The 19,913-nt window shown below is 72.0% G+C and carries 16 protein-coding genes; 9 read left to right on the top strand and 7 right to left on the bottom strand.

The genetic code is table 11. From position 1 onward, the window contains the following. Nucleotides 1-406: 406 nt before the first annotated feature. Nucleotides 407-1,528, bottom strand: coding sequence for a threonine synthase (locus ACY34K_RS29165; RefSeq protein WP_462752401.1), 1,122 nt, complete (start codon nt 1,526-1,528; stop codon nt 407-409). A 190-nt stretch (nt 1,529-1,718) separates the two neighbouring features. Here ACY34K_RS29165 and ACY34K_RS29160 point away from each other — a divergent pair, with 190 nt between their 5' ends. From ACY34K_RS29160 to ACY34K_RS29130, 7 genes are all read left to right on the top strand, one after another. Next, a complete protein-coding gene (locus ACY34K_RS29160; RefSeq protein ID WP_462752399.1) occupies nt 1,719-3,293 on the top strand; it encodes a S8 family peptidase in 1,575 nt (524 codons plus the stop codon). Nucleotides 3,294-3,513: 220 nt separating this feature from the next. Next, nucleotides 3,514-4,626, top strand: a complete 1,113-nt coding sequence (locus ACY34K_RS29155) for a DUF4190 domain-containing protein (protein WP_462752397.1) — start codon at nt 3,514-3,516, stop codon at nt 4,624-4,626. Between the two features lie 164 nt (nt 4,627-4,790). Then, on the top strand, nt 4,791-5,543 hold the full coding sequence (locus ACY34K_RS29150) for a GntR family transcriptional regulator (RefSeq protein ID WP_462752395.1): 753 nt from the start codon (nt 4,791-4,793) through the stop codon (nt 5,541-5,543). A gap of 239 nt (nt 5,544-5,782) precedes the next feature. Further along, nucleotides 5,783-5,962, top strand: a complete 180-nt coding sequence (locus ACY34K_RS29145; RefSeq protein WP_462752393.1) for an SPOR domain-containing protein — start codon at nt 5,783-5,785, stop codon at nt 5,960-5,962. 63 nt (nt 5,963-6,025) lie between these two features. After that, on the top strand, nt 6,026-6,466 hold the full coding sequence (locus tag ACY34K_RS29140; RefSeq protein ID WP_462752391.1) for a (deoxy)nucleoside triphosphate pyrophosphohydrolase: 441 nt from the start codon (nt 6,026-6,028) through the stop codon (nt 6,464-6,466). A gap of 117 nt (nt 6,467-6,583) precedes the next feature. Then, a complete protein-coding gene (locus ACY34K_RS29135; protein ID WP_462752389.1) occupies nt 6,584-7,012 on the top strand; it encodes an ATP-binding protein in 429 nt (142 codons plus the stop codon). 148 nt (nt 7,013-7,160) lie between these two features. Continuing rightward, the gene (locus ACY34K_RS29130) at nt 7,161-9,722 is read left to right on the top strand and encodes a SpoIIE family protein phosphatase (RefSeq protein ID WP_462752387.1); all 2,562 of its coding nucleotides are present in this window, start codon (nt 7,161-7,163) and stop codon (nt 9,720-9,722) included. Nucleotides 9,723-9,860: 138 nt separating this feature from the next. Here the strand turns inward: ACY34K_RS29130 and ACY34K_RS29125 are convergent, their stop codons facing one another. Then, complete coding sequence (locus tag ACY34K_RS29125; protein WP_462752385.1) at nt 9,861-11,459, bottom strand: TPM domain-containing protein; 1,599 nt, start codon at nt 11,457-11,459, stop codon at nt 9,861-9,863. Nucleotides 11,460-11,651: 192 nt separating this feature from the next. Between ACY34K_RS29125 and ACY34K_RS29120 the strand changes: the two genes are divergently transcribed. Beyond that, nucleotides 11,652-12,674 (top strand): glycoside hydrolase family 18 protein, encoded by a 1,023-nt coding sequence (locus ACY34K_RS29120; RefSeq protein ID WP_462752428.1) that lies wholly within the window; start codon nt 11,652-11,654, stop codon nt 12,672-12,674. 141 nt (nt 12,675-12,815) lie between these two features. Here ACY34K_RS29120 and ACY34K_RS29115 read toward each other — a convergent pair whose 3' ends face one another. From ACY34K_RS29115 to ACY34K_RS29095, 5 genes are all read right to left on the bottom strand, one after another. Beyond that, on the bottom strand, nt 12,816-13,313 hold the full coding sequence (locus ACY34K_RS29115; protein ID WP_462752384.1) for a hypothetical protein: 498 nt from the start codon (nt 13,311-13,313) through the stop codon (nt 12,816-12,818). A gap of 47 nt (nt 13,314-13,360) precedes the next feature. Next, nucleotides 13,361-14,131 carry a succinate dehydrogenase/fumarate reductase iron-sulfur subunit gene (locus ACY34K_RS29110; protein WP_462752382.1) on the bottom strand — a complete coding sequence of 257 codons (771 nt, stop codon included), beginning with the start codon at nt 14,129-14,131 and terminating at the stop codon, nt 13,361-13,363. Next, the gene (locus ACY34K_RS29105; RefSeq protein ID WP_462752380.1) at nt 14,128-16,050 is read right to left on the bottom strand and encodes a fumarate reductase/succinate dehydrogenase flavoprotein subunit; all 1,923 of its coding nucleotides are present in this window, start codon (nt 16,048-16,050) and stop codon (nt 14,128-14,130) included. Before ACY34K_RS29105 ends, ACY34K_RS29110 begins: the two co-directional genes overlap by 4 nt. Nucleotides 16,051-16,061: 11 nt before the next feature. Next, nucleotides 16,062-16,892: a hypothetical protein gene (locus tag ACY34K_RS29100; protein WP_462752378.1), complete on the bottom strand. Its 831-nt coding sequence runs from the start codon at nt 16,890-16,892 to the stop codon at nt 16,062-16,064. A gap of 263 nt (nt 16,893-17,155) precedes the next feature. Further along, on the bottom strand, nt 17,156-17,395 hold the full coding sequence (locus ACY34K_RS29095) for a hypothetical protein (RefSeq protein ID WP_462752376.1): 240 nt from the start codon (nt 17,393-17,395) through the stop codon (nt 17,156-17,158). Between the two features lie 258 nt (nt 17,396-17,653). On the opposite strand from ACY34K_RS29095, the gene ACY34K_RS29090 reads away from it, so the two are divergent. Further along, nucleotides 17,654-19,909, top strand: a complete 2,256-nt coding sequence (locus tag ACY34K_RS29090; RefSeq protein WP_462752374.1) for an ABC transporter family substrate-binding protein — start codon at nt 17,654-17,656, stop codon at nt 19,907-19,909. Nucleotides 19,910-19,913 lie beyond the last annotated feature (4 nt).

The following is a 19,913-nucleotide window of genomic DNA, read 5'->3' as shown; positions in this document are numbered from 1 at the left end:
AGCTTGACGACCTCCACGGAAGGGCCGCACAGGAGTGTGAGACTCCCGGGGTCGCACGTGAGGCCGTGACCGGCCGGGATGCGTTGCGGGCGATGACGGCGAAGGCGGCGTCGACGGCGTACTTGTGGCCGTGGAGGTGATGGGTGCGCAGAAGCGCGGCGGCCTGGTCGGTGATCTCCTTGGATGCGCCCGTCGTGCGCGGGAGGCTCGTCAGCAGGGCGACAGCCGAGGCCGCCCGGCCCAGGTGCGGCGAGCTGGGTGGCCTAGCGCGCGAGGCCCTGGCGCGCGGCGCCGGGGCACGGCCCCGGACATGGGCCCCCGGGCACGGGCCCGCCGACATGGGCCCCCTGGGACACCGGCCCCGGCACGGTCCCCCGGGCACGGCCCACCGGGCGCGGGCGCGTGGTCACGTACCCGCGGGAGCCGCCAGGCCCGTCTTCGCTCCGGCGCCGCACAGGGGCACCACCGTGGTGCCTTGCGGCGGGGCGGTGCCGATCGCGGCCCAGCAGGCCACTCCGGTGGACTCGACGAACAGGCCGCGCGCGGCCAGGTCCAGCTGAGCGGCGCGGATCTGGTCCTCCGTCACGGTCAGGAAGGTGCCGCCCGATTCGCGGACGGCGCGCAGGATGCGGCGGGCGCGGGGCGGGTGGGCGATGGCGATGCCCTCGGCGAGGGTGGGGGCGGTGGGCACCGGCTCCGCCAGGTCCTCGGCGCCCGCGCGGAAGGCGGTCGCCAGGGGGGCGACCGCTTCGGCCTGGACGGCGACCAGCGCGGGGCGGGTGTCGATCAGGCCGTGGGCGTGCAGCTCGGCGGTGGCCAGGGCGGCGCCCAGCAGGAGGGTGCCGTTTCCGGCGGGGACGACGAGCGTGTCGGGCAGCCGGCCGCCCAGGTCCTCCCAGAGCTCGTACACATAGGTCTTGGTGCCGTGCAGGAAGTACGGGTTGAAGACGTGCGACGCGTAGAAGGTGCCCGGTTCGTCCGCGGCCTCGCGGGCGGCGCGCGCGGCGGCCTCGCGGTCCCCGGAAACGACCGTCAGGCTCGCCCCGTGGGCCCGGATCTGCTCCAGCTTCTTCGGTGAGGTGCCCTCGGGGACGTACACCGCGCAGTCGAGTCCCGCACGGGCGCTGTACGCCGCGATCGCGGTGCCCGCGTTGCCGCTGCTGTCGGCGATGACGCGCCGCGGCCGCAGCCGGCGGGCGAGCTCGGCCAGCATGACCGCCCCGCGGTCCTTGAAGGAGAGCGTGGGCATCAGGAAGTCGAGCTTCGCCGACACGGTGTCCGTGAGGGGGACGAGCGGGGTCCGGCCCTCGCCGAGGGAGGCCGCGGGACGCGACAGCGGTAGCGCTTCCTCGTAGCGCCACAGTGAGTTCGCCCGGCCGGCCAGCGCGTCCAGGGGGACCGCAGCGGTGGCGAATTCGAGGTCCCACGGGCCGCGGCATTTCGGGCAGCACCAGGTCAGCGAGGAAACGGAGGAACGGACCCCGCAGTCGGGGCAGTAATAGGTCGCATCAGCCGCGTCGTTCACCATGAACGCCAGCATGTCAGTTGTGTGGCGCACGTGTTACCGACGCGTCAGGACCCTTGTGGGATTCCTATGGATCGGTCAATCTTTGGCTGGCGGAGGGGCACGGGAAACGCGCCGTACACCGCGTGCTCGTTTGTCATGCTCCTGCCAAAACCCCCACAGTGGCGCACCACCAATGAGGAGGACCCCTCACATGTCAGTGATGCGTACCCCGCGGCGAAGACTGGCCTCGGCCAGTGCCGTCGCCGTCGCCGCGCTCGCGCTCGGCACCGTGTCCGCCCTGCCGGCCGCCGCCGCGGACACCGCCCCCCGAGGAGTCATCGAGAACGCCGGCGCCCCGGGCGCCGTCGCGGGCAGCTACATCGTCACCCTCGACGAGTCGGCCGCCGACGCGGAGTCCAGGGCGGGCAAGGAGATCGCCGCCCAGTACGGCGCGAAGATCAAGAAGACGTACACCTCGGCCCTCAACGGCTACGCGGTCGAGCTCTCCGAGGCGCAGGCCCGGAAGATGGCCGCCGACCCGGCCGTCGACTCCGTCGTGCAGAACCGCGTCTTCACCATCTCCGGCACCCAGCCCTCCCCGCCGTCCTGGGGCCTCGACCGGGTCGACCAGCGGGCGCTCCCGCTCAACCAGAGCTACACCTATCCCGACACCGCGGGCGAGGGTGTGACCGCGTACATCATCGACACCGGCGTACGCATCAGCCACAGCGACTTCGGCGGCCGGGCCTCGTACGGCTACGACGCGATCGACAACGACAACACGGCGCAGGACGGCAACGGCCACGGCACGCACGTCGCCGGCACCGTCGCGGGCTCTTCCTACGGCGTGGCCAAGAAGGCCAGGGTCGTCGGCGTCCGGGTGCTCAACAACTCCGGCTCCGGCACCACCGCTCAGGTCGTCGCCGGCATCGACTGGGTCACCCGGAACGCCGTCAAGCCGGCCGTCGCCAACATGAGCCTCGGAGGCGGCATCGACTCCGCCCTCGACACCGCCGTGCGCAACTCCATAGCCTCCGGCGTCACCTACGCCATCGCCGCGGGCAACGACGGCGGCAACGCGTCCAACACCTCGCCGGCCCGCGTCGCCGAGGCCATCACGGTCGGCTCCACGACCAGCTCCGACGCACGCTCCAGCTTCTCCAACTACGGCAGCGTGCTGGACCTGTTCGCACCCGGCTCGTCCATCACCTCCGCCTGGAACAGCGGCGACACCGCGACGAACACCATCTCCGGCACGTCGATGGCCACCCCGCACGTCGCGGGTGCCGCGGCGCTGTACCTCGCGGACAACCGGACGGCCACCCCGGCGCAGGTCGCCACCGCCCTGACGACCGCCGCCACGCCCAATGTGGTGGGCAACCCCGGCACCGGCTCCCCGAACCGCCTGCTGTACGTCGGCGGCGGCTCGACCCAGCCGCCCGGCAAGCGTTTCGAGAACACCGCCGACTACGCGATCGCCGACAACAGCACCGTCGAGTCGCCGGTCACCGTCAGCGGGATCACCGGCAACGCCCCGTCCGCACTCCAGGTGCCCGTGAACATCGTCCACACCTACATCGGCGACCTGCAGATCCAGCTCATCGCGCCGGACGGCACCGCGTACACGCTCAAGGCCTACGGCTCCGGCGGCAGCGCGGACAACATCAACACCACGTACACCGTCAACGCCTCCTCCGAGGTCGCGAACGGCACGTGGAAGCTGCGCGTGAGCGACAACGCGAACTGGGACACCGGGAAGATCGACTCCTGGGCGCTGCAGTTCTGAACCACCGCACAGCCGAGCACCGTCGAATGACGGGGCGGTCGCCGATCCCGGCGGCCGCCCCTGCTGTCGTGTCGGGCCCGCCCGCCACCGGCCGCCGTCCCGACGGACGCCCGGATCGCGGCATTCGTCACCCGCGTTCCCCCTCCTGTCACGGACCGCGTACGATGCGCGCGCCGTTCGAACGTTCGCCCCATCCGCGCCGACAGGAGCACCGCAGACCGTGGAATCGTCCTCCCAGGGCTGGCCCCCGCCGCAGCAGCCGTTCCCGCCGGTGCCCGGGCAGCCCTACGGCATGCCCGTCCCGCCGCCGGTCCCGAACGTCAACGGGCTCGCCATCGGCTCGCTCGTCACCGGCATCGCGTGCTGCATGCCGCCGCTCGGGATGATCCTGGGCGGGTTCGCCCTCGCTCAGATCAGGAAGCGGGGTGACCGTGGCAAGGGCCTGGCGGTCGCCGGCATGGCCCTGTCCCTGGTGAGCACCCTCCTGGTGGCGGTCGGGTTCGCCACCGGTTCCTTCACCAAGGTCTACGACACGTTCCAGGAGGGCGTCGACGAGGCGTCCCGCTCGCGCTCCACGTTCGACCTGCGCAAGGGGCAGTGTTTCAACGCGCCCGGCGGGGCCATCGAGACGGAGACCGCCGATGTGCACATAGTGAAGTGCTCCGAGCCGCACGACGGTGAGATAACCGGCTCCTTCAAGATCACCCAGTTCGACAAGTGGCCGGGCGACAAGCCCATCGAGCCGATCGCCGAGGAACGCTGCGACACGATCAACGCCGAGTACGCGCTCGACACCTGGGCCGTACCGGAGCACGCGTGGACGTACTACTACCAGCCGAGCAAGGAGAGCTGGGCGATCGGCGACCGCGCGGTCACCTGCGCCTTCGCCGCCGAGGAGGGCAAGCTGACCGGCTCGGTGCGCGGCGACGGCGCCACCCTCGACCAGCACCAGCTGGCGTTCCTCGGGGCGATGAACCCGATCGACGACGTCATGCTCGAGCAGCCCGAGGAGGACGCCGACGAGGACCTGACGGCCAACCGGGCGTGGGCGAAGAAGCTGACGGAGACCCTCAGGGCGACCGTGCGCCGGCTGGAGGGGCACCAGTGGCCCGCCGCCGCTGAGAAGCCCGTCGCCGACCTTGTCGAGGAGATCGAGGCGGCCGACGAGCACTGGCGGAAGGCGGCAGCCGCGCAGGACGCCGACACGTTCTGGGAGCACTACGACCCCGGCTACGACGCGATCCCCGGCGACCTCGGCGCGAAGGCGCGTGGCCCGCTGAAGTTGCGTCCCCAGCCGCCGGGCAGCTCCGGCACCGGTGGCACCACGGCGTGATGCCGGTCCGGCCGGCGCGGGGCCGGGCCCGGGCACCGATACCCGCGGTAAGCACCTGGCCGAACAGCGCGTCATCACTTGGGGTGAATCTCTGCCCCATGCTTGCGGGGGGCAACCGAACGTTGCGACTCTGTAGCTGTCTGTCAACCTGATGGGAGTGGCCCGTGACTTTCGGTGAGCAGCCCGCCTATCTGCGTGTTGCGAGCGATCTCCGGAAAAAGATCGTCAACGGCTCGCTGCCGCCGCACACCCGGCTCCCCTCGCAGGCCCGCATCCGCGAGGAGTACGGCGTCTCGGACACGGTCGCGCTGGAGGCGCGCAAGGTCCTGATGGCCGAGGGGCTCGTCGAGGGGCGCTCCGGATCGGGGACGTACGTCAGGGAGCGGCCGGTGCCGCGCCGGATCGCCCGCTCCGGATACCGGCCGCCCGTCGGCGCCAACCCCTTCCGCCAGGAGCAGGCCGCCGAGGGGGCCCGGGGCACCTGGGAGTCCAGCAGCGAACAGGACCGGGCGAGCGCCGCGATCGCCGGGCGGCTGGGCATCACTCCGGGGGACCGGGTGATGCGTACGCGCTACGTGTTCCGGGACGCGGGCGAGCCGATGATGCTCTCCACTTCCTGGGAGCCGCTCTCCGTCACCGGGCGCACGCCCGTGATGCTTCCCGAGGAGGGCCCGCTGGGCGGCTGCGGCGTCGTCGAGCGGATGGCCGCGATCGACGTCGTCGTGGACAACGTGGTGGAGGAGGTCGGCGCGCGGCCGGGGCTCGCGGAGGAGCTCCTGGCGCTCGGGGGCGTACCCGGGCACGTGGTCATGGTGGTGGAGCGCACGTACTACGCGTCGGGGCGGGCGGTGGAGACGGCCGACGTGGTCGTGCCGGCCGACCGGTACCGGATCGCGTACCACCTGCCGGTGAAGTGACGCGGGTCCACCGGTGACATGAGCCCCGCGAGAGGTCGGTGACCGGCCTCACGGCGGGACACAAGGGGCGCACTCGGCCGGGTGCGCCCCCTTTGTGTGCCCTTTTGTTGGCCGGATGCGTATCTCTTTGTGAAAACACGTATCCGCTCCGTAAAGGTCAGGCGTAGGCTCAGGCATATGCGGATTGCGGTTTCCTCGGGATCCTTAAAGACAGGCAGGCCGGCGAAGGGCGGGGTGTGGTGAGTGACAACGGATCGGTCCTCCCCTGGCTGGTGATCCGGCAGGACGACAACGGCAACCACTACCGGGTCGGCAGGTACGCGACCAGGGACGAGGCGCAGAAGATCGCCGACAGCCTGGACGGTCGTGGACACAAGCAGCTCTATTGGGTGGAGCACATCGGACAGCCCACCCGCTGAACGCTCACCGGCGGGCCGGCCTCGGCGCGAGCACCCGGCCCGCCGCGGGTTACGCTCCGGCGCATGACAGATCGTGTGGTGGTCGCCGGAGCCGTGTTCGAGGGAGGGCGGCTGCTCGCGGCACGCCGCAGTGCGCCTCCCGAGCTCGCCGGCCGGTGGGAACTGCCCGGCGGCAAACTGGAGCCGGGCGAGAGCCCGGACGAGGCGCTGATCCGCGAGCTGCGCGAGGAGCTGGGCATCGAGGCGGAGCCGGGTGAGCGGATCCCCGGCGAATGGCCGCTGAAGCCCGGCTACGTCCTCCAGGTGTGGACTGCCCGGCGGGTCTCCGGCGAGCCGCGCCCCCTCCAGGACCACGATGAACTGCGCTGGCTGCCCCGGTGGGAACTGGACAGTGTCAACTGGCTCGATCAGGACCGTCCCGCCGTCGCCGAGGTCGCGCGGCTCATGCCCGGACCGGACGGCGCGGCGCACGCCGGCACCCCCTCCGACGGGGCGTGTGGCTGATGCTGTACGCCGTTCGCGCCACCGCGCGCCCGCTCTCGCGATAGCCCGCCCCACATATCGGGTATGTGCCGATTAACCACCCGAAAAAGGACGTGGTCTGGCGCTGGGTCTGGGGAAGTGGTCGACGTGATCGACACCGAGGGCGACTGCGCCGAGTGGACCTTTCCCGGTGTGCCCGGCGCCGTCCGCACCGCCCGTCACGCGGTTCGCGACACCCTGCGCGGCTGGCGGCTCGAAGAGGCGGTGGGGGATGTGACGGTGTTGCTGGTGAGCGAGTTGGTGACCAATTCCCTGCGCTACGCCTCCGGCCCCATCGGTGTCCGGCTCGTCGTGCTCCATCGCGACGGCGACTCCTCCCCACCCCTTTCGGCCCTCCTCGTCGAAGTCTCCGATCCGCTTCCGGATCCGCCTCTCGAACGGGCGGCCGATCCGGACGACGAAGGGGGCCGCGGACTGCAGCTCGTGGCCTGCTCGGCGCGCCGGTGGGGGACCAGGAAGGGCAGGTCGGGCAAGACCGTGTGGTTCGAGCTGGCCCTGCCTGGTTAGAAGAGTGAAGGGACAACGATCAATCCGGGGCCCGGCTCAAAACGACCGAGACCACCCTGTGATCGTGAACGTCGTGCCGCCGGGGGCCGTAGTGCTGAATACTGCGGGAATGGCCGGTCCGGTGCGGTGAGCTGGAGGGGACGGTCGCGTGAGCGAGATACCTGAGACGGCGAACAGCGTCATGTGGCAGAGCAGTCCGCCTGGCTCGATCTATGACTACATCAGGGTGGCCTCCTTCTCGATCGGCCCCGACGGGCTCGTCGACCAGTGGAGTCTCCGCGCCGCGGACCTGTTCGGCATCACGGCGGAAGAGGTCAGGGGCAAGGACCCCGTCGAGGCGTTCATGCCGCCCGACCTCCGCCCGCGCGGCCACCGCAAGGTCGCCGAGATCCTCGACGGCAAGGAGTGGACCGGCCTCGTCCCGTTCCGGATGCCGGGGGACCGGCATACCCACGGGGTGGCCGAGGTCTATGTGATGCCGACCGAGACGGAACGCGGCGAGCGTGCCGCGCTCTGCATCGTCGTCGACGTGCGCGCTCTGCGGCGAATAGAGACGGATCTCGCCGCCGCGCAGGCGATTTTCGGCCAATCGCCTTTCGGGTTCCTCCTGTTCGGCACCGACTTGACGGTCCAGCGAGCCAACAGGCGCTTCGCGACCGTCTTCGGCGGCTCCGTCGACGACCACCGGGGCCGCACCGTCCACGACTACCTGTCCCGGCCCGAGGCGGAGCGGATGACCGCCGCCCTCCAAAGCGTCCTGGAGACCGGCGAATCCGTCACCGACCTGCAGATCGTCGGCGCGGTCCCCGGAAGCTCGGAGCGCCGGCACTGGTCCATCAACCTCTACCGGGTACACAGCGGCTCCGGCCGCCCCGTCGGTGTCGCCGGACTCGGCACCGACGTGACCCGCCGCCACATCGCCGCCCGCGAAGCGGCCAGCGCCCGGCGCAACCTGGCCCTCCTCAACGAGGCCAGCGCCCGTATCGGCCACTCCCTGGACCTGGAGACCACCGCCCGCGAACTCCTCGACGTCGCCGTGCCCGGCTTCTGCGACCTCGCGTCCGTCGACCTCTACCAAGGCCTCCTCACCGGCGACGAGGCGCCGCCCGGCCGATGGGGCACCTCCCCGGCGGACTACGGCGGCGGCAGCGCCGAGCTGCGCCGCGTCGCCTTCGCCAGTGCCGTGTCCGACACCCCGCTGATGCGCCGGGCATCCGGACCCGACTGCCGCGAGCCCGGCCCGACGGAACTGGGCGCCGTCCACCGTTACCCCTTCAACTCGCCCTGCGCCGGGGCCCTGCGCACCGGCCGGCCCCAGGTCGTCCCGGCGGCCGACGGCGGCCTCGTGCAGTCCACGCTCGCCGTGCCGATGGTCGCCCACGACACCGTCGTCGGCCTCGTCCAGTTCTCCCGGGCCAAGGGCAGCGAACCCTTCGGCGAGCGCGACCGCGCCCTCGCCGTCGAACTGGCCGCCCGCGCCGCGGTCTGCATCGACAACGCCCGCCTCTACCGCAGGGAGCACGAACGGGCCCTGATCCTCCAGCGCAGCCTGCTCCCGCCCGGCGACCCCGAGGCGGCCGGCCTGGACATCGCCTGCCGCTACCTGCCCGGCAACACCGCCACCGAAGTGGGCGGCGACTGGTTCGACGTCATCCAGCTGCCCGGCCACCGCACCGCCCTCGTCGTCGGCGACGTCATGGGCCGCGGCCTGCGGGCCGCCGTCGCCATGGGTGAACTGCGCACCGCAGTAAGGACCCTGGCGCAGCTCGACCTGGAGCCCGCCGAGGTCCTCTCCCATCTCGACGAGATCGCCCGCGGCCTCGGCACCCCCGGACCCGGCGGGGCCGCCTCCCGCGCCGCCCAGAAGGCCCGCGGACCCGAACTCTCCGAGGTCTACCTCGCCACCTGCGTCTACGCCGTGTACGACCCCGTCACCCGCCGCTGCACGTTCGCCAACGCCGGACACCTGCCGCCGGTCCTCGTCGAACCGGGCGAGGAGGCACTGCTGCTGGACGTGCCGCCCGGCATGCCCCTGGGCGTCGGGGGCGAGCCCTTCGAGGAGGTCGAGGTCGAACTCCCCGAAGGAGCGCTGCTCGCCCTCTACACCGACGGGCTCGTCGAGTCCCGCGACCACCCCCTCGACGAGGGCCTGCAGGCCTTCCGCAGCGCCCTCACCGACCCCGGGCGCCCCCTCGAGGACGTCTGCGACCATGTGCTGAACACCCTCGACACCCGGCACGGCGAGGACGACATCGCGCTGCTGATGGCCCGTATCCAGGGGCTTCCCACCGAAGCCGTCGGCGACTGGCGTTTGCCGCGGGAGCCGCGCTCGGTCGGCCGCGCCCGCGAACTGACCCGCGCCCAGCTGACGGGCTGGGACCTCGAACCGCTCGTCGACACGGTCGAACTGCTGGTCAGCGAGCTGGTCACCAACGCCCTGCGGTACGGCGAGGGCGAGATACGGCTCAGGCTGCTGCGCGACCGCAGCCTGGTGTGCGAGGTGTGGGACGCCGGTCTCGTCCAGCCCAGGCGGCGCAGGGCCCGCGACACCGACGAGGGGGGCCGGGGGCTCCAGCTCGTCGGGCTGCTCAGCGCGGGCTGGGGATCCCGCCGTACCCCGCGCGGCAAGACGGTCTGGTTCGAACTCGCCCTGCCGGACGGCGACGCGACGGCGGAACCGACCGTCGAACAGCTCCTGAGCATGTTCTGAGAAGGGCCCGGTCCGGGCGGCCGCACGGCGCCGGCGACGACAGGGGGCGACGACCGCCCCACCGGACGCGGCGACGAGCGGGCGACGACCGCCCCACCGGGCGCGGGGGAGCGGGGACGGGCGGGCGGAGGGGGCGGATCAGAACCGGTCGCCGCCGCCCAGCCGTCCGCGCGTACCCCCGCCGCCGAATACCGCCGGTCCACCGCCGCCGGCCGGACCGCCCAGGAGGATGCCGCCGAGCACCGCCCCGCCCAGCCCCCCGCCCCCGCGCGCCGTCCCTCCCGGTCCCGCGACGTCTCCCGTGCCGAGACGGCCCTCGGGGTTCCCGTACGCCCGTACGTCCTGCTCGGCGAGGCTCTGTGCCTGCCGGGCCAGGGCGTCCGCCCGCAGCACCTCCGCGAGCGCCTCCCCGGGACGTCCGCCTCCGCCTCCGCCGGCCGTACCGCCCGTCGTCCCGGAGATCTCCGTGGCCCGCTCCAGCCGGCGCCGGGCCTCCGAGAGGCGGGTGCGGGCCCGGCTGCCCACCGCGCCCCGGTGCGTGGTGAGGTATTCCTCCGCCGCCCCGACGGCCGAGCGGGCCGCGAGCACGGCCGGTTCGAGCAGCGTCGCGGTACGCCGCGGGCCGTGCTCCCGCTCACCCGCGTCCGGCACGGCCTCGTCCAGCGCGGCGCCCGCCTCCTCGACCCGGCGCAGGGCGTCGATCGGGTCGTACCGCTCGGTGTCCATGCCGTGCCGCACGTCCGCGAGGACCGACTCGGCGCGGGCGATGCGGCCGTGCAGATCCGCCGTGGGCACTCCCGGCGGCGCGTCTCCGAGGATGCCGTGGGTGTCGGCCAGATCCGTGCGGGTCGCCGTGAGAACGCCCGGCAGACGGCCCGCCGCGGCCGCGAGTTCGACCGCCCGCCGGTCCACCGCCCCGATGAGCCGGGCCGCCTGCCCGAGGGCGCCCTCCGCTGCCCGCAGGGGCACCACCGCCGCGCCGTTGTCGCCGCCGTCCACCGCGGCCCGGGCCCGCTCCAGCTGGGTGCCCGCGAACAGCAGTCGGCCCGCGGCCTGTTCGGCGCACGCGGCGACGGGGGCGGCGGCCGACTCCGTGTACCGCTCGCGCATCGCGACGAGCGCGGCCCCGGCCGTGCCGAGCTGCCCGGAGAGCTCCTGGTACGCGGCCTCGGCGGCGGCCAGGGCCCGCGGGGCGGTGCGTTCCCGGTCGCGCAGCCGGTCGAAGGCCTCCGACTCGGCGTCCAGCCGCCGGTCGACCGCCTCACAACGGCCCAGGATCTCCTCCAGCGTCCGGCGCCGCGACACGTCGTCCTCCGCGGGGGAGTCGTCGAGCCGCTGCCGCAGCCGGAACGCGGAGGTCAGCTCGGCCCGCGCGTACGCCACCGCCTCGATGAAGGGCCGAGCGGCCTCCTCGCCGAACTCCTCCAGGGCGAGGCCCAGTTCCTCCTGACTGGTCCGCACGGCGTCGTCGGCGTCCACCAGGGCCCTGCGCACCAGCGCGTCGAGCTCACCGGGCGGGACCTCGCCCGGTACCTGTGGTCGCCCCCACTCGCGGTCTCCGTGCGGTGTCGTCCGGGTCGCCGTGCGGCGCCGGCGTTTGGCGTACGCGTACACCGCGACCACCCCGGCGACGGCCACCAGCACGAGCGGGAGGATCAGGTCGACCGTCCACCTGCCGATCGCCGTGCCGTCGCCGGGCGGCACGGTGAGAAGGACGTAGGTGGCCAAGCGCGTCACATTCGTGAGGCTATGACGGTGTTTGTACGTCCGCGACCGGACAGGGGGAACGGGACAGAGGTCACTGTCAGTAGTGGCGGCTAGGGTGGAGATCGTTACGGCACGTTTGACGGGGGGCTGCGGGTGAACGTACGAGCGAGGGACGCGCGAGCGGGTGGGGCGGCGGCGAGGCCGGGCGGACTCCCGAGACGCCTGTGGGCGGGTGTCCGAAGCCCGCGGCTGAAATGGCCCCGGCGCATCGCGCTCGCCCTGGTCCTGCTGACGGTCCTTCCCCTGCTCACCGCGGGGGCGGCCCTGCGGCTGAACTACACGGGCGAGCCGTCGGAGGGCACGAAGTCGCGGGGCAAGGACGCCATCTGGCTGGGCCACGCCTGGGTGGACGGGCGGAAGAAGGACGCCGACCTCGCCGCGTTCGCCGCCCGGATCAAGGGAACGGGAATCCGCGATCTGTACGTCCACGCGGGGCCGCTGGAGCACGACGGCACCCTGCCCGCCGCGCGGTACCCCCGGGCGCGGTGGCTGATCGACTCCGTGCACCGCACCATGCCCGGCATCAGGGTCCAGGCCTGGCTCGGGGACGTCCTCGCCACCCACTCGCCGAACGGGCTGCGTCTCGACCGGGCCGCGTCCAGGGCCGCGGTGGTCGGCTCGGCGCGGCAGATCCTGGACGCCGGGTTCGACGGCGTCCATTTCGACCTGGAGCCGCTGCTTTCGGGCGACCGTGACTATCTGTCACTGCTCGACGATCTGAGGGAGCTGACCAGGGCCCGCAAGGTACCGCTGTCGGTGGCCGCCCACCAGATAGACCCACTGCCGGCCGCGCACGCCGTGAACGGCGCGGTCACCGGCCGGGAGAAGTGGTGGTCGCAGGAGTTCTTCGGCGAGGTGGCCCGGCGTGTGGACCAGATCGCCGTCATGTCGTACGACACCTGGATGCCGCTGGAGGGGCTGTACGGCGGGTACGTCGCGCAGCAGACGGCGCTGGCCCTGGAAGTGACCCCCGAGGACACCGATCTGCTGATGGGCCTGCCGTTCTTCCACGAGGACGACCTCGGCCACCACGAGTCGGCGGAGACTGTCGCCGCCGCGGTCCGCGGTACCCGGCTGGGTCTCGGCCGCACGGACCGCGACCGGGAGCGGTTCGGAGTCGCGTTGTACGTCGACTTCGCCGCCGAGGAAGGGGACTGGACGGCTTACCGGAACGGCTGGCACTAGAACGTATTCGTAAGTAGCGTCGTCCGCCCGGAGGGCGGGGCCCCCGGCCGGACGGGACTTTCGGAAATCGTCCTGGGGGCCTTGTCCATCGGGCCGGATCAGTGCCCGGGGCGTCGCGAGTCCGGCAAGATCCGAAACGCCCTAGTGGCCGAGACGGCGCAGCGCCGCCTTGGGGTCGTCGACGTAGCGGCCGGGGGCGAAGTGCTCGACCGCGGCGACGATCGACCGGCGCCGCTCGGCGTGCCGGTCGCGCGACAGCCCGAAGCCTTCGTGGTGGACCGGCAGCATGCGGGCCGACGACTCGTGCCGGTGCAGCCGGACCTGCAGCGTCGCGGCGCTGAACGTCACCAGCAGGACGTTGTCCCACGGGACGAGTTCGCCGCGCCCCCCGGTGATGCCGTGCTGGTCGATGCGCAGCGGCCTCACCATCCGGTTCTGCCCCAGCAGCACCAGACAGGTCAGGGCGAACACGAACACCGGAAGGAAGGGGAACCAGGGGGGATCGACGGGGCGGGCCGTCGCCACCACGAACAGCCCGCAGATCGCCGTCGGTATCAGCGCGAACGGCAGCTGACGCCGGGTGCGCGCTCCGCGCTCCGGCGGCAGCTCCAGGCTGTACGCGGACGTCCCGGGCATCATGAGTCCCCCCTCTTCAGTGGCGAGGGCAGACTAACAGCCCCTTCCGCTCACTCCCCGCGCCGTTTGATCTTGTTGCCCAGCCAGACCAGCGGGTCGTACTTCCGGTCCACCGTGCGCTCCTTCAGCGGGATCAGCGCATTGTCCGTGATCTTGATCTGCTCGGGGCACACCTCCGTACAGCACTTGGTGATGTTGCAGTAGCCGAGCCCGTGTTCGTCCTGTGCCGTGCGCTTGCGGTCCAGGCCGGCTTCGGCGGCCGCGTCCAGCGGATGCATGTCCAGTTCCGCCACCCGCATCAGGAACCGCGGACCGGCGAAGGCGGCCTTGTTCTCCTCGTGGTCACGCACCACGTGGCAGGTGTCCTGGCACAGGAAGCACTCGATGCACTTGCGGAACTCCTGAGAGCGGTCCACATCGATCTGCTGCATGCGGTACTCGCCCGGAGCCAGCCCCTCGGGAGGGACGAACGCGGGCACCTCCCGTGCCTTCTCGTAGTTGAAGGACACATCCGTCACCAGGTCCCGCACCACGGGAAACGCCCGCAGCGGCGTGACCGTGACGACCTCGTCCCGGGAGAACACCGACATCCGCGTCATGCACATCAGCCGCGGCCGCCCGTTGATCTCCGCGCTGCACGAACCGCACTTGCCGGCCTTGCAGTTCCAGCGCACGGCCAGGTCCGGCGCCTGGGTGGCCTGCAGCCGGTGGATGATGTCCAGCACGACCTCGCCGTCATGGACCTCGACGGTGAAGTCCTTCAGCCCCCCGCCGTCCGTGTCGCCCCGCCAGACCCGAAAGCTCGCGTCGTACGTCGTCACTCGTAGAGCTCCTCTTCGGCGAGGTACTTGACCAGCTCCTCCTTGTCGAAAAGGGCGAGCAGGTCGGAACGGATGGGCTCGGTCGTCGTACGTTCCAGGGCGATCTGCCCCTGCGCCGCGGCGTCGGGGTCGGCGATCCGGCACAGCAGGTTCACCCGCCGCCACTCGCGCTCCATCGCCGGGCAGTCCTCGCGGGTGTGACCGCCCCGGCTCTCCGTGCGCTCCAGCGCCGCCCGCGCCACACATTCGCTGACGAGCAGCATGTTGCGCAGGTCCAGGGCGAGGTGCCAGCCGGGGTTGAACTGCCGGTGCCCCTCGACACCGGCCCGGCGCGCCCGCAGCCGCAGCTCGCCCAGCTTCCGCAGGGCCTGCTCCATTTCCGCCTCGCGCCGGATGATGCCGACCAGGTCGTTCATGGTCTGCTGCAGCTCCTGGTGGAGGGTGTACGGGTTCTCCGGCGGGCGGCCCGTCTCGGCACCCTCGCCGCCCTCCGCGCTGAACGGGCGCAGCGCCTCCGCGGCCGCCGCGTCCACCCGCCCCGCGTCCACCACCGGCCGCGTACCGAGCCCGGCCGCGTACTCCGCGGCGTACAGGCCCGCCCGGCGCCCGAAGACCAGGAGATCCGACAGGGAGTTCCCGCCGAGCCGGTTGGAGCCGTGCATACCGCCGGCCACCTCACCGGCGGCGAACAGGCCCGGCACTCCCACCGCGGCGGCCGTGTCCGAGTCGACGGCGACCCCGCCCATCACGTAGTGGCAGGTCGGTCCGACCTCCATCGCCTCCGCGGTGATGTCGACGTCCGCGAGTTCCTTGAACTGGTGGTACATCGAGGGCAGCCGGCGGCGGATCGTCTCGGCCGGCATCCGTGTCGACACGTCCAGGAAGACCCCGCCGTGCGGCGAACCGCGCCCCGCCTTCACCTCGGAGTTGATCGCCCGGGCGACCTCGTCACGCGGCAGCAGCTCGGGCGGGCGCCGGTTGTTGTCCGGGTCGTCGTACCAGCGGTCGCCCTCCTCCTCGGACTGCGCGTACTTCTCCTTGAAGACGTCCGGGACGTAGTCGAACATGAACCGCTTGCCCTCGGAATTGCGCAGCACCCCTCCGTCGCCACGCACCGACTCGGTGACCAGGATCCCCTTCACCGACGGCGGCCAGACCATCCCCGTCGGATGGAACTGCACGAACTCCATGTTCACCAGCGGGGCGCCCGCGAGCAGCGCCAGCGCGTGCCCGTCGCCGGTGTACTCCCACGAATTGGACGTGACCTTGAAGGACTTGCCGATGCCGCCGGTGGCGAGGACCACCGCCGGGGCCTCCAGGACGAAGAAGCGGCCGGACTCCCGCTCGTAGCAGAACGCCCCCGACACCCGGCCGTCGTCGTCCTGCAGCACCCGGGTGACCGTGCACTCCTGGAAGACCTTCAGCCGCGCCTCGTAGTCCCCGAACCGCTTCTCGTCCTCCTGCTGCAGCGCCACGATCTTCTGCTGGAGCGTGCGGATCAGCTCCAGCCCGGTCCGGTCACCGACGTGTGCCAGGCGCGGGTACTCGTGCCCGCCGAAGTTGCGCTGTGAGATCCGGCCGTCCTTGGTGCGGTCGAAGAGCGCGCCCCACGTCTCCAGTTCCCAGACCCGGTCCGGGGCCTCCCGGGCGTGCAGCTCCGCCATCCGCCACTGGTTGAGGAACTTGCCGCCGCGCATGGTGTCGCGGAAATGCACCTGCCAGTTGTCGCCGGCGTTCACATTGCCCATCGAGGCGGCGATACCGCCCTCGGCCATCACCGTGTGGGCCTTTCCGAACAGCGACTTGCAGATGACGGCCGTACGGGCGCCCCGCTCACGGGCCTCGATCGCGGCCCGCAGACCCGCACCACCGGCCCCGACCACGACGACGTCCCATTTCTGCCGTTCCGCTTGCGTCATCAGGCACCTTTCTAGAAGAAGCGCGGATCGTCGAAAGCGCCGCTGGCGAGCAGATACACATAGAAGTCGGCGAGTGCGACGCTGATCAGCGACGTCCAGGCCAGCAGCATGTGACGGGCATTCAGCTTGCCCACCCAGGTCCACATCCGGTACCGGACCGGGTGTGCGGAGAAGTGCTTGAGGCGGCCGCCGACGATGTGCCGGCAGGAATGGCAGGAGAGGGTGTACGCCCAGATCAGCACGATGTTCACGAGGAAGACCAGGGTGCCCAGACCCATGTGGCCCCACTCGTAGTCGGCGTCGCGGAAGGCCAGCACCGTGTCGTAGGTCAGGATTCCGGCGACCGGCAGAGCGGCGTAGAAGAAATACCGGTGGATGTTCTGCAGGATCAGCGGGAAGCGCGTCTCACCGGTGTACGCGGTGTGCGGCTCGGCCACCGCGCAGGCCGGGGGCGAAGCCCAGAAACCGCGGTAATAGGCCTTCCGGTAGTAATAGCAGGTCAGCCGGAAACCCAGCGGGAAGATCAGGATCAGGAGCGCAGGAGAAAGGCCCCACCAGCTCCCGAAGATTTCCCAGTTGGGGCCGTCCTTCATGGGTACGCAGTTCTCCGCGAGGCACGGCGAGTAGAACGGCGACACGTAAGGAGCCGCGTAGTAGTCGCTGTTCGCGAACGCCCGCCAGGTCGAGTAGACGACGAACGCCAGCAGTCCGGCGGCGGTGGCGGCGGGCGCGAGCCACCAGCGGTCGGTCCGCAGATGGCGGGGCGCGATGGCGGCGCGGGACGCGCTGTGGACGCCGCCCCGGCCCGAGTCGGTTCGAGGTGGTTCGGTACCTGTGGCCAACGAGGTCTCCCCTATGTTTTTTTGGCTCGGTTCTCCCCCTGGCTCCGCCGGGGGACCCCCACCGCGGCGCCCGCCGGGTGCCTCGGCGGCCGACCTCCCCCAGGCCCGGGGGTGTGGGAGGTCCCCCCGCTCGGGCCGCCCGTACCCCGGGACTCTCCGCGCGCTCTCTTTCGACGCCCGCGCTTCCCCCGTCTTCGGCGGGGACCCCATTCGGCTCGCTCGGCGCCCTCCCAGTGCCCTGCCCCGGTCCGGGGCGGGGTGTGTCAGGGTGCGCGGCGGTCGCGGGCTCCCAGACCCTCGTCGTCCGAGTCCGTCCACAGCGTGGAGTCGTACGGCGTGTCGGGGATGGTCACCAGGCTGTCGGCCGGCCCCCGGCCGGGCGCCGTGGTGGGCAGCGGCTTCCCCTCGCGCTGCTGCGCGAGGCTGCGTTCCAGTTCTCCGACCCGGCGGACCAGGTCGTCCAGGCGGCGCTGGACCGCTGTCAAATCGTCCTGAAGTGCCATGAATTGCCCTCACTTCCGCGATCGCGGGTGGCAAACACGCGCCTGCGAGTGTTGCGTGTCACATCCCTCATTGTGAAGCCGTGTGCACGGATTCCACCCTTCCGGGCGCGCGACCCCCGCCGATTGGGCCGCACGAGTGGCCTTTGTGGGCCATCTCGCCGTGTCGTCGCCACGGGGTCCGTTTTGTCGTCTTCAGTGTATGAGCAATAGGTGTGATCATCTCTAAATTCCAGAAAACAGGACAAAGAGGTACACGACATGTCCCACGTCGGCGCCCCTCGCGGGAGGACATGCTCCCGGAGCTCCCGCTTCCGCACGCTCCGGTCCGCCGCCCTCCTCACCAGCGGGGTACTCGCGGTCTCCGTACTGGCCGGATGCAGCTCGGGGGACGAGGAGGAAAGCGCCGCCAAGACCGTCCGCCCCGACACCGCCCCCGTCGCGCGCGACCGGGTCGCCGACGGCGGCACCCTGCGCTGGGCCGTCGACGCGATGCCCACCACACTCAACGCCTTCCAGGCCGACGCCGACGCCACGACCGCCCGGATCACCCAGGCCGTCCTGCCGTCCCTGTTCACGCTCGACGAGCGGGGCCGGCCCCAGCGCAACCCGGACTACCTCGAATCCGCCGAGATCGTGGAGCGCGAGCCCAAGCAGGTGGTCCTCTACAAGCTCAACCAGCAGGCCGTCTGGAGCGACGGCCGTGAGATCGGGGCGCCCGACTTCCTCGCCCAGTGGCGAGCCCTCAGCGGCAAGGACAGTGCCTACTGGACCGCCCGCAACGCCGGCTACGAGCGGATCGAGAAGATCGAGCGCGGCAAGAGCGACCTGGAGGTCCGGGTCACCTTCGCCAAGCCGTACGGCGACTGGCGCGCGCTGTTCACCCCGCTCTACCCCAAGGACGTCATGGGATCGCCCAGCGCCTTCAACGACGGCGCCAGGACCCAGCTGAAGACCACGGCCGGCCCCTTCCGGCTGAAGGGGGTCGACGTCAAGGCCGGCGCGACCACCCTGGTGCCCAACCCCCGCTGGTGGGGCGAGCCCGCCAAGCTCGACACCCTCGTCCTGCAGGCCGTCCCCCGCTCCGGCCGCGCCGTCGCACTCACCCGCGGCACCGTCGACCTCGCCGAGATCGACCGCACCACCGCGGACCGCGTCGCCCGCGCGGTCCGGGAGGCCAAGGCCGCCCACGGTCCCGCCGCCACGACCGCCGCCCAGAAGGCACTGCGCGGCTTCGTGGTCCGCAAGTCGCTGGAGCCCGCGTACACCCAGCTCGCCCTCAACGGCGAATCAGGACCGCTCGCGGACGAGCGGGTGCGCCGGGCCGTCGCCCGCGCGCTGGACCGGCAGGAGCTCGCCGAAACCGTGCTGAAGCCGCTCGGACTGCCCGCCCAGCCGGTCGGCAGCCACCTCGCCCTCGCCGGGCAGGACGCCTACGCCGACAGCAGCGGCGCCCTGGGCGACCAGGACACCGAGGAGGCGCGGGCCCTGCTCGCCGACGCGGGCTGGACGCGCGGCGGCGCCCGCAAGCCCGCCACCAAGGACGGCACGAAGGCGGGCGGCGAGGCCTCCGCCGCCGCCTCCGCCACGGGTTCCCCGGCCGCCGGGGCATCCGCCAAGGCCTCGGCCAAGGCGTCCCCCGGCGGTGTCTCCGCCAAGGCGTCGCCCAAGGCCTCCGCCTCGCCCGCCGCGAAGACCGCGAAGAAGAAGGAGGGCGACCGCGCCTCCGACGAGGGCCTGTACATCGTCGGCGACGACAAGCCGAGCAGGGGCCCGGCCGGGACGTACGTCCTCGCCCCGGCACCCGCCGCCGCCCTGCAGAGCGTGGCGCTGATGCGCCAGGCCGCCGCCGTCGACGGCTCCGGCACCAGCGAGAAGAACGACGGCGACCCGCCCAAGGCCAAGGGCGGCGTCCCCGGCGCCTACGCCCCCAGGGGCACCCACGCCCCCGCGCCCGGCCCGCTCGCCAAGGACGGCGAGCCACTGACCCTGCGCTTCGTGCTCCCGGCGGGCCCGGGATCCGAGCCCCTGCGGGCCGTCGGGAGCAAGATCTCCCGGATGCTCGGCAAGATCGGGATCGGCACCGAGTTCGCCCGGGTCTCCGACGAGAGCTTCTTCAAGGACCACATCGCCTCCGGCGACTACGACCTGGCTCTTTACTCCTGGCCGGCGACCGCCTATCCGGCCACCGACGGGCGGCCGATCTTCGCCAAGCCGGAGCCGGCCGGCGACGGCTCCCTGCTGGTGGAGCAGAATTACACCCGGGTCGGCACCGACCACATCGACCAGCTCTTCGACCAGGCGGCCGCCGAGCTCGACGAGAAGGCCGCCCGTGACCTGCTGCGCCAGGCCGACGCCCGGATCTGGGCGGCGGCCGGCTCCATCCCGCTGTACCAGCGGCCGCAGCTGGTGGCGGCCCGGGCGGCGGTCGTGAACGCGGGCGCGTTCGGTTTCGCGACGCCGCGTTACGAGGACATCGGCTTCAAGAAGCCCGCCGGCGGGCCCGTCCGGACTTAGGACA

This window comes from Streptomyces sp. STAM6 (assembly GCF_054963715.1).
The sequence above is the reverse complement of the archived record's forward strand: the minus strand, read 5'-3'. Positions and strand labels throughout refer to the sequence as shown.

Coding starts and splice junctions, on each gene's coding strand:
- ACY34K_RS29105 (WP_462752380.1), bottom strand. CDS start 16,050: ATGACGCAAGCGGAACGGCAGAAATGGGACGTCGTCGTGGTCGGGGCC.
- ACY34K_RS29160 (WP_462752399.1), top strand. CDS start 1,719: ATGTCAGTGATGCGTACCCCGCGGCGAAGACTGGCCTCGGCCAGTGCC.
- ACY34K_RS29115 (WP_462752384.1), bottom strand. CDS start 13,313: ATGATGCCCGGGACGTCCGCGTACAGCCTGGAGCTGCCGCCGGAGCGC.
- ACY34K_RS29095 (WP_462752376.1), bottom strand. CDS start 17,395: ATGGCACTTCAGGACGATTTGACAGCGGTCCAGCGCCGCCTGGACGAC.
- ACY34K_RS29165 (WP_462752401.1), bottom strand. CDS start 1,528: ATGGTGAACGACGCGGCTGATGCGACCTATTACTGCCCCGACTGCGGG.
- ACY34K_RS29090 (WP_462752374.1), top strand. CDS start 17,654: ATGTCCCACGTCGGCGCCCCTCGCGGGAGGACATGCTCCCGGAGCTCC.
- ACY34K_RS29140 (WP_462752391.1), top strand. CDS start 6,026: ATGACAGATCGTGTGGTGGTCGCCGGAGCCGTGTTCGAGGGAGGGCGG.